Here is a 9479-nt window from a genome sequence, read left to right on the forward strand (position 1 = left end):
AAGAACTGATGCACCGGGTTCCCGGCCTGGGCGATCATCTCGGGCTACCCGTCCCATCTGCGACAGGGCCGTCGTTGACGGTCGTCCTTGGCCAGTCATGGCCGACCTCTCACGGCCCCGCCACGGCCCGAGACTGACATGCTGGAAGTCGCACCGGCGAGAGGGAGTTGGGCTCATGCAGTGGACCGTCCATGGTGAACGGCAGATCTACAACAACCCGTGGGTCAACCTGTGGCTCGTGGAAGTACAGCAGCCGGACGGCCGCCGCTGGGAACACCACGTCGTACGGATGCGGCACCTGGCGGTTGCCGCCGTGGTCGACGACCAGAAGCGCGTGCTGATGATGTGGCGGCACCGGTTCATCACGGACACCTGGGGCTGGGAGCTGCCCATGGGCCTCATCGAGGAGGACGAGACCCCGGAGCAGGCCGCCGCCCGTGAGGTCGAGGAAGAGACTGGCTGGCGGGTCGCCGCCATCAAACCGCTGGTCTACGCACAACCGGCCAACGGCATCACCGACTCCGAGCACCATGTCTTCCGCGCCGACGGAGCGACCTACGCGGGGCCGCCAACGGAGGCGAACGAGTCTGACCGGATTGAATGGATCCCGATCTCGGAAATCCGCGGGATGATCGACCGCCGGGAGATCGTCAGCAGCGGCAGCCTGGTCGGCCTGCTGTACCTGCTCCTGGACGAAGCTACCAAGGGCTAACCGAGCATCTGCCGCATCCGCTGCTCGAAGATGATCACCGGCGCCTCCCGCGCATACGGTGTGAGGCGCCGGTGGAATTCGTGGACGTGGCCGGCCACTCGCGGTGAGTCGATGGCCGCGGTCAGGTCAAGGGCCAGTCCGGCGCTGGAGCAGGCGTCCTCGAGACTGCCTTGCTGGAGCTGGGTACTGGCGAGCCAGAACGCGTGGAAGGCGCGGCCGCGCTGTTGTCCGGAACGCTCCCGGCGCAGCCCTTCAGCGATCAGCGGTTCGGCCCGTGCTGCCTCGCCGAGCCGCGCCAGGGCGATGCCGGTATCGACGATCAGCTTGGTCTCGTCGAAGTACCGCACCCAGGAGGGCGCTTCCTCTTCGCGGCCACGCGATTCTTCGTACGCGTCGCGGGAGCGGTCGATGGCCTGGTGGCAGGAGGCAGCATCGCGCAGGGTGGCGTGGGCGAAGGCTTCGCGCATGTGCAGCATGGACATCACGAGCGGCTGGTCGCCGGCGGATCGGGCGGTGTCCTGGGCCTTGCAGGCGAGGGCGACGGCGTCGGAGGTGTTGCCGTCGTAGGTGGCCTGCAGGCTCATGCAGGAGAGAACGTTGGCCATGAACAGGCCGTCGCCCTGCCCGTGGGAGAGCTGAAGCGCCTGGGTGAAGTAGGTGCGGGCGGTGCTGTACTGGCGGGCGTCGAAGTACGCCCAGCCCGCGAGGCGTGCCAATTCCGCGGCGAGCGACTGCAGATCGCGGCGCAACGCGGCATCGCTCGTGCGCATGAGCTGGGTGACGTAGCGTAGATGCCCCACGACGGCGGGCCGCAGTGATGCGCCACCGTGCTGGTCGTCGCGGCGCCAGTAGTCCTCCACCGAGGATTGCAGTGCGGTGAGTGTGGAGCGGGTGACCTGGCCGTCGGCCAAGGCCATGAGGTCATCGAGGGCGTCGTTGGCTGCGGGTTCGGTCTCGGGTTCCTGTGTGGGCTCAGTAGCGGGAATCTGCTCTCGTACGCGTGCCGGCGCCGGAATCTCCCACGGACGGTGCGCAAGCCCCAACAGGGCTCCTGGGATGCGGAGCCCGTCGGCTACCCGCTCAATCACGTCGATGTGCGCCAGGCTGCGGCGCCCGGCCATGATCTCGCCGACTCTGCTGGGCGTCATGCCGCACAGCGCCGCGACCCGGGAGGGGTAGATGCCAGCCTTCGTCTTGACCAAGCGGAAGATGCGGGTGAAGTCCCGTTGCCGACATGCCTTCTGCCACTCGGGGTTAGCCAGTAACTCATGCGGAAGCCCGCGGTGAGGTGGCGGACCGGACACTCAGGCCCCTCTTCCTCGTCCCGCAGCGGCGGGCCGTGTGGGGAGTCAACCGCCAAGGATGCTACCCACGTTGGGTAACCACCATGGCCTGATCCCGTGATCGCCCTCTGCGGTGAGCTGATGCTCCGCAACCGCCCGCGATGAGGGGACGCGATGCTCCCGATGACGACGCCCGACCAGCAGGCCACCCGGCTCTGGAAGATGCAGTTCACCTCCACCCTCAAATGCGTGCCCCTCGCGCGCCGGCAGGCCGGCAAGGCGCTTGCGGGCTGGGGCTACGGCCAGGACGACATCGACCGGACGCTGTTGGTCTGCAGCGAACTGGCCACCAACGCCGTCCAGCACGGACACAGAGCCGGACACCTCTTCGAAGTACGGATCACGGCCGGGAGAACCGACTGCCTCGTGGAGGTCTCCGATTCCACACCCCATCCACCCCGCCTCTTCACGGCCGGAGCGGATGACGAACACGGCCGCGGCCTGCAACTCGTCGCCGCCCTCGCGGAGAAGACCGGCCACCACCTGCGCAACCCGATCGGCAAGACCATCTGGGCCCGCCTGCTCCTCACCGACCCGAAGGAAGAGACCAATGCGTGAGCAGATCGCCAGGGAGCGGATCGAGGACGACCTCGCCGCAGACCTCAACGGCCGAACAGTGCTGGTCACCGGCGGAGGCGGGCTGATCGGCAGCCGAATCGCCGCCCACCTGCGCATGGCGGGGGCGCGGCCGGTCAGCCTGTGCCGACTGGACGCCTACCCGCCGACCGTGTACCGGGAACTGTTCGGCATCAACGAGACCGACGCGGACTTCGTCGTCGGCGACGTCACCGACGCCGCGCTGGTGCGGCGCTTGGTCGGCGAGTGCGACTACGTCATCCACGCCGCCGCGCTCGCCGACGTAGCCGCCTGCACCCGGCACCCGATGAGCGCGATCACCACCAACGTGATCGGCACCCAGACCGTCCTGGACGCCGTGGCCGCCAGCGAGCGCGTACGCCGCTTCTGCTACGTCTCCTCCGCCAGCGTCTACGGCAACGGCAACGGCAACGGCAACGGCAACGGCAACGGCAACGGCAACGGCAACGGCAACGGCAACCGAGCCGACCACCCCGCCTGCGCGGAGACACGCTCCATGCGCCAAATGCTCGAAGCCGTGTACGGGCGCATGCCCTCCTGCTTCAGTGAGAGCACGCTACTGCAGCCGCTGTCGGTGTACGCCAACACCAAACTGTGGGGCGAGTTCCAGACCGCGCTCGGCCTAGCCCAGGTGGGCACCTCGTACACCGTCGTGCGCTACTTCTCGGTGTACGGAGAGCCGCAGACGGTCAAGCGCCACAGCCACTCCTGGGTGGTGGCCTGGTTCGCCGCCCGCGCCGCCCTCGGCCTGCCGCTGAACCTCAACGGCGGCGGCCACCAGGTCCGCGACCTGATCCACGTCGACGACGTCGCCGCCGGCACGGTGCGGGCGCTGGTCGCCCCCCGGGCACACAACGAGACGATCAACCTCGGCACCGGGCACGCCACGACGATCCGCCAGGTGGCTGAGCTGGTCCAACGCCACTATCCAAAGGCGCAGTTCATGGAGACCCCGATGCCGCCGGGCGATCCCCAGGGCGGCTACGCCGCCATCGGCCGCATGCAGCACCTGCTGGGGTGGAGGCCCGCGATCACGGTCGAGGAGGGGATCGCACGGTACGCGGCCTGGCTCAAGAGAACTCCGAGAGGGGTCCCCGACTGGCTGCGCGAGACAGCCACCGCCTGACCCCGTGAGGTTCAGATGACGGGCGGGCGGCCGAGCCGGGTCATGCGCCACACCGTGCGCCAGCGCATCGGCCGCCGCTCACCGCACGGGGTGCGCCAGCCTTCGAGGAAGCCGCCCGCCCAGGCCCGCAGCCCACCCGACGACCGGGTACGCAGCAGAGTGATCAGAGTCCAGATGCCCAGGTGTACGGGGATCAGCGGCAGTGGCAGGCGACGCCGGGCCAGCCAGACCCGGTTGCGTGCGGTGAAGCGGTAGTAGACGGCGTGCCGGGCGGGGGAGGTCCTGGGGTGTTGGAGCAGCAGCGTGGGCTCGTAAAGGATCTCCCAGCCTTCGTCCAGGGCCCGCCAGGCCAGGTCGGTCTCCTCGTGGGTGAAGAAGAACTCGCCCGGCCAGTCGCCGATCTCGTCCAGCATCCGCATCGAGAAGCCGTGGCCGCCGCCGAGAAACCCGGTCACCAGCCCCCGCTTCATCGGCTCCCGGCCCCCAGGCCGGGGCACATGCCGTGGCAGCGTCTCGCCGTACTCGTCCGCCACGCGGAACCCCACGATGCCGAGCCGGGCGTCGGAAGCGAACAGGTGGCGTACCTGGCTCAACACGTCGGTCTGGACGAGCAGCCCGTCGTCGTCGAGTTCGACCACGACGTCGATGTCCCCGAAGGCGCGCAGCTTCGCGATACCGACGTTGCGTCCGCCGGGGCAGCCGAGATTGTCCTCCAGCTCCAAGACCGTGACCTCACCGGGCAGACCGGGGAAGTCGGGCAGCGGGCTGCCGTTGCCCACGATCACGATCCGTTCCGGCGGCAGGTCCTGCTTGGCCACCGACGCCAGCAGCGCCTGGACCTCGGCAGGCCGGTTGCCCATGGTCACCACGACCACACCCACACGCGGATCGGACACAGTGCCTACTCCAGTTCACTCGGCGGCGGTGCCCGCGATCGTAGCCCTACACCCCGACGCCCTCCGTACGCCATCACCCATTCAAGAGAGACCCCATCACCATGCCGACGATCAAGCTGGGCGACTACCTCACCGCCCCCGCCGACCACGACCTGCGCTCCACCTCGTACGGGCACCTGGGGACCTATGAGTTGGCCGACTTCCTGGCCGGCTGGGACGAGCTGCACCACGAGGCGCTCGCCCACCTTCCCTACCGCATCCACCCGACCGCGTACGTCCACTCGAACGCGATCATCGGCGACGACGTCATCATCGGCCCCCACGTACGGGTCTGGGAGTTTTCCACCGTCCGAGCGGGCTCCGTCCTCTGCGCCGGCGTCTCGATCGGCTTCAACTGTGAAGTGACCAAGTCATTCATCGGCGAAGGCTCCGTACTAGGCCATCGCATCGGCATCAACCGCGCCCTCGTCGGCGCCGACGCCCACCTGTCCGCCAACGTCACCGTCGCCGCCATCAGCATGTGGAGCCCCGACATGCGCCGCCCCGAGCGCGACGTCGTCCTCCGCACGCCCGAGGGGATCTACCGCTGCGGCACACCCCACTTCGGCGCGCTCATCGGCGACCGTGTCCAGACCGGCAACAACATCAGCCTCGGCCCCGGCATCGCCCTCGGCCGCGACTGTCGCATCACCAGCGGTGTCACCCTCGCAGCCCGCACCATCCCCGACCACCACACCATCAGTGCACCGCACACCGCAGACGTCCACGTCAGACGCCAACGCCAATGACCTTCGGCCACCGCACCTGGGAGCCTGTCCCCCATGACCAGTCAGGACCGCGCGCGGAAGGCCATCGACTCCGCCTTCGGTTCGGTGGGCGCTGACGAGGATGGCGACGACGGAGCGGTGCGGGTGGCGGCCTGATCGGCGCCCTGCAGAAAAGGCCGTCGGCCGTGCCTTCCGACAGAGGAAGGCACGGCCCACGGCTCACAGGCGGCTCAGGGGAGCGGGAACCCGCTCTGACCTGGGGTCTTTTTAGATGTCGAAGTACAGCTCGAACTCGTGCGGGTGCGGGCGGAGCTGGATGGGGGCGATCTCCGCCGTGCGCTTGTAGTCGATCCACGTCTCGATCAGGTCGGACGTGAAGACACCGCCGGCCTGGAGGTACTCGTTGTCCGCCTCCAGTGCCTCGAGCACCGCCGGGAGCGAGGTCGGGACCTGCGCGACGCCCGCGTGCTCCTCCGGGGCCAGCTCGTAGAGGTCCTTGTCGATCGGCTCGGCCGGCTCGATCTTGTTCTTGACGCCGTCCAGGCCCGCGAGCAGCAGGGCCGAGAAGGCCAGGTACGGGTTCGAGGACGGGTCCGGGGCGCGGAACTCGACGCGCTTCGCCTTCGGGTTCGAGCCCGTGATCGGGATGCGCATCGCGGCGGAGCGGTTGCGCTGCGAGTAGACCAGGTTGACCGGGGCCTCGAAGCCGGGCACCAGGCGGTGGTACGAGTTCACCGTCGGGTTGGTGAAGGCCAGCAGCGACGGGGCGTGCTTGAGGATGCCGCCGATGTAGTAGCGGGCGGTGTCCGACAGGCCTGCGTAACCCTGCTCGTCGTAGAAGAGCGGGTCGCCGTTCTGCCACAGCGACTGGTGGACGTGCATGCCCGAGCCGTTGTCGCCGAAGATCGGCTTCGGCATGAAGGTCGCGGTCTTGCCGTTGCGCCAGGCGACGTTCTTCACGATGTACTTGAAGAGCATCAGGTCGTCGGCCGCGGCGAGCAGCGTGTTGAACTTGTAGTTGATCTCCGCCTGGCCGGCGGTGCCGACCTCGTGGTGCTGGCGCTCGACCTGGAGGCCGGACCGCTCCAGCTCCAGGGAGATCTCGGCGCGCAGGTCGGCGAAGTGGTCGACCGGCGGGGCCGGGAAGTAACCGCCCTTGTAGCGGACCTTGTAGCCGCGGTTGTCCTCGAGCGCGCCGGTGTTCCAGGCGCCGGCCTCGGAGTCGATGTGGTAGAAGCCCTCGTTGGCGCTGGTCTGGAAGCGCACGCTGTCGAAGACGTAGAACTCGGCCTCGGGACCGAAGTACGCGGTGTCGGCGATACCGGTGGAGGCGAGGTACGCCTCGGCCTTCTTCGCGATGTTCCGCGGGTCACGGCTGTACTGCTCGCCCGTGATCGGGTCGTGGATGAAGAAGTTGATGTTGAGCGTCTTGTCCTTGCGGAACGGGTCGACCCGTGCCGTGGACAGGTCCGCGCGCAGGGCCATGTCGGACTCGTGGATCGCCTGGAAGCCGCGGATCGACGAGCCGTCGAAGGCGAGCTCCTCGGCCGGGTCGAACGCCGTGGCCGGGATCGTGAAGTGCTGCATCACGCCCGGAAGGTCACAGAACCGGACGTCGACCATTTTGACGTCATTGTCCTTGATGAACTTCTTAGCGTCGTCGGCGTTCTGGAACATCCAACTCCTCCTACTCCCGACCCGGGACGGGCGGGGTTGTAGCTCGTTGTGCGGCCAGTGCGGTGGCACACGCTGCACACGACGATAGGCAGGCGTGATTTCTCAATCATGACCCATTTGTTTCGCCCAAGTTAACCGGAGGGCGAACGGCCGGGCCGGGCGGCCGGGCCGGAAGGCATCGTCGGGTCGCCCGCCGCCGGGGACTGAAAGCGGGCACAGTACCGTGGACGGGTGGACAACAGGCAAGTAATCGGATCGTGGCTCTCCGGGCCCCGCGCGGCGGCCGAGGAGATGGGTACGGACTTCGGCTACCGGGGCGAGAAGCTCGGTCTCCCCAAGGAGGGGCCGGGATCGCTGGCGCGGCTCGGCCGGCGCTTCGGCGCCCTCGCCGTCGACTGGGCGCTGTGTCTGCTCATCGCATACGGGCTGCTCGCCGCCGGTGACCAGCGGGCGGCCGGAAACTGGGCGCTCGGCGTCTTCCTGGTACTGAGCGTGCTCACCGTCGGGACGGTCGGGTTCACGCCCGGCAAGCGGCTGCTCGGCCTGCGGGTCGAGGCCGAGGGCGGTGGCCGGCTCACGCTCCCGCGCGTGCTGCTGCGCAGCGTGCTGCTCTGTCTCGCGGTCCCGGCGCTCGTGTGGGACCGCGACGGCCGCGGCCTGCACGACCGGCTGTCGCGGGCTGTCCAGGTCAGGATCTAAGGGGACACCCCCTAGCGGTCAGTCGTACACAGTCGTACTCGGGCGCAGTCGTATACGGGGCTGTGCAGGCGGTCGCACGAGAGGGGGGGGGGGGGGGGGAAAAAGGTTCTTCATCTCCCCCCCCTCCCCCCTCCCCTCCCCCCCCCCCCCCCCCCCCCCCCCCCCCCCCCCCCCAACCCCCGGGGGGGGGGGGGGAGGGGGTGGGGGGGGGGGGGGGGGGGGGGGGGGGTGGGGGGGGCGGCAACAGGAGGTTCCCCCCCCCCCCCCCCCCCCCCCCCCCCCCCCCCTCTCGTCTGTACGTCTCGTACGTCCCCGACGCCCGTCAGCGCATCTTTCCGCCGCGCGGCATCCGCATGCCCTTGGGCATCGGCCCCTTCGGCAGCGGCATGTTGCTCATCAGGTCGCCCATCGCACGCAGCCGGTCGTTCGCCGCGGTGACCTGCGGTCCCGACAGCGAGCGCGGCAGCTTCAGCAGGGTGGTGCGCACCTTCTTCAGCGGCACCTCGCCCTCGCCCCGGCCGACGATGAAGTCGTGCACCGGGACGTCCGGCATGATGCGGGCCATCTTCTTCTTTTCGGCCGCCAGCAGGGCCTTGAGCCGGTTCGCGTTGCCCTCGGCCACCAGGACGATGCCTGCCCGGCCGACGGCGCGGTGGACGACGTCCTGGCTGCGGTTCATCGCGACCGCCGGAGTGGTCGTCCAGCCGCGGCCCACGTTCTCCAGTACCGCCGCGGCCGCACCCGGCTGGCCCTCCATCTGCCCGAAGGCCGCCCGCTCCGCGCGGCGCCCGAAGACGATCGCCATCGCGAGGAAGGCCAGCAGGAAGCCGAGGACTCCCGCATAGACGGGGTGGTCGATCAGGAAGCCGATCGCGAGGATGACACCGAAGGTGACGATGCCCACAGCCGCGACGACGAGACCGACCTTCGGATCGGCCTTTCGGGTCATCTTGTACGTCAGGGCGATCTGCTTGAGCCGCCCGGGGTTCGCAGTGTCTGCGTTTGCCTTCCTCGCCATGAACTGAAGTTTACGTGGCTCACGAGCTGCGGCTAGCCACGGCCTCCAGTACGTGCTGGGCCTCGACCCGGTCCTTGGCACGGCGCCGGTCCTCGAGTACGGCGGTCCACGCGTTCCGGCGGGCGGTGCGCTGGCCGCTGCTCATGAGCAGGGACTCGACGGTGCGAAGAGCGTCGGTGAACGTCGGGATGGCGGTGGCGCGTACGGGCGCGGCCTGCATGGTGGCAGTCCCCCCTCGGGATCGGACGGGCGTCGGCGATGAGCGGGAGCGGTGCATGGGATTGCGTGCGCTGTCGTGGAGCTGTGCGTGCGACCTGTGCGTGGGAGCTGTGCGTGAACCCACTGTCACTGATTGGTGTTACCAGGGCGTGACCGGGTGGTCAAACGCCGATGAAACGTTTGCGCCCGGGGCGTGAGGAGGCATCGCACGACGACGCGGTCCGTACATGCCCCCCACCTGCGGGGACGGTACGGACCGCGTCGATACGGCCATTACTGGCCGGTAGCCGCTTGTGCGCAGCTTCACATGAGCGCGGGCTACGCCGCAGCGCTGCTGCGCCTCTCCCTCGCCTGCTGGTAGAGGCGTCCGGCGCGGTAGGAGGAGCGGACGAGGGGGCCGGACATCACGCCGGAGTAGCCGATCT

At 69.0% G+C, this 9479-nt stretch carries 10 protein-coding genes and 1 pseudogene; 5 read left to right on the forward strand and 6 right to left on the reverse strand.

Features of this window, described 5'->3' with window-relative positions; genetic code table 11:
• The first annotated feature begins 175 nt into the window (after positions 1-175).
• Complete coding sequence (locus ACWV17_RS28115) at positions 176-712, forward strand: NUDIX hydrolase (RefSeq protein ID WP_455361885.1); 537 nt, start codon at positions 176-178, stop codon at positions 710-712.
• Here ACWV17_RS28115 and ACWV17_RS28120 read toward each other — a convergent pair.
• Positions 709-2016 carry a helix-turn-helix domain-containing protein gene (locus ACWV17_RS28120; RefSeq protein WP_455361886.1) on the reverse strand — a complete coding sequence of 436 codons (1308 nt, stop codon included), beginning with the start codon at positions 2014-2016 and terminating at the stop codon, positions 709-711. The genes ACWV17_RS28115 and ACWV17_RS28120 overlap by 4 nt on opposite strands.
• A gap of 162 nt (positions 2017-2178) precedes the next feature.
• Here ACWV17_RS28120 and ACWV17_RS28125 point away from each other — a divergent pair, with 162 nt between their 5' ends.
• A complete protein-coding gene (locus tag ACWV17_RS28125) occupies positions 2179-2613 on the forward strand; it encodes an ATP-binding protein (RefSeq protein WP_455361887.1) in 435 nt (144 codons plus the stop codon).
• Positions 2606-3778: an NAD-dependent epimerase/dehydratase family protein gene (locus ACWV17_RS28130; protein WP_455361888.1), complete on the forward strand. Its 1173-nt coding sequence runs from the start codon at positions 2606-2608 to the stop codon at positions 3776-3778. The genes ACWV17_RS28125 and ACWV17_RS28130 overlap by 8 nt, the downstream gene beginning before the upstream one ends.
• A gap of 11 nt (positions 3779-3789) precedes the next feature.
• On the opposite strand, the gene ACWV17_RS28135 is transcribed toward ACWV17_RS28130, so the two are convergent.
• Positions 3790-4674 (reverse strand): glycosyltransferase family 2 protein, encoded by an 885-nt coding sequence (locus ACWV17_RS28135; RefSeq protein ID WP_455361889.1) that lies wholly within the window; start codon positions 4672-4674, stop codon positions 3790-3792.
• Positions 4675-4775: 101 nt separating this feature from the next.
• Between ACWV17_RS28135 and ACWV17_RS28140 the strand changes: the two genes are divergently transcribed.
• Entirely contained in the window at positions 4776-5462 is a 687-nt protein-coding gene (locus ACWV17_RS28140; protein WP_455361890.1) for a transferase, read from the forward strand.
• A gap of 246 nt (positions 5463-5708) precedes the next feature.
• Here ACWV17_RS28140 and glnA read toward each other — a convergent pair whose 3' ends face one another.
• On the reverse strand, positions 5709-7118 hold the full coding sequence (gene glnA / locus ACWV17_RS28145) for a type I glutamate--ammonia ligase (RefSeq protein ID WP_455356359.1): 1410 nt from the start codon (positions 7116-7118) through the stop codon (positions 5709-5711).
• 231 nt (positions 7119-7349) lie between these two features.
• Between glnA and ACWV17_RS28150 the strand changes: the two genes are divergently transcribed.
• Positions 7350-7817, forward strand: coding sequence for an RDD family protein (locus ACWV17_RS28150; RefSeq protein ID WP_455361891.1), 468 nt, complete (start codon positions 7350-7352; stop codon positions 7815-7817).
• A 322-nt stretch (positions 7818-8139) separates the two neighbouring features.
• Here ACWV17_RS28150 and ACWV17_RS28155 read toward each other — a convergent pair whose 3' ends face one another.
• The 3 genes and pseudogenes from ACWV17_RS28155 to ACWV17_RS28165 all read right to left on the reverse strand — a co-directional run.
• Entirely contained in the window at positions 8140-8835 is a 696-nt protein-coding gene (locus tag ACWV17_RS28155) for a DUF4191 domain-containing protein (protein ID WP_455356361.1), read from the reverse strand.
• 19 nt (positions 8836-8854) lie between these two features.
• A complete protein-coding gene (locus ACWV17_RS28160; RefSeq protein ID WP_455356362.1) occupies positions 8855-9055 on the reverse strand; it encodes an SCO2195 family GlnR-regulated protein in 201 nt (66 codons plus the stop codon).
• A 317-nt stretch (positions 9056-9372) separates the two neighbouring features.
• Positions 9373-9479 (reverse strand): annotated as a pseudogene (locus ACWV17_RS28165) (lipoyl synthase); the annotation flags it as partial.

It is taken from the genome of Streptomyces mabaensis, from assembly GCF_053763515.1.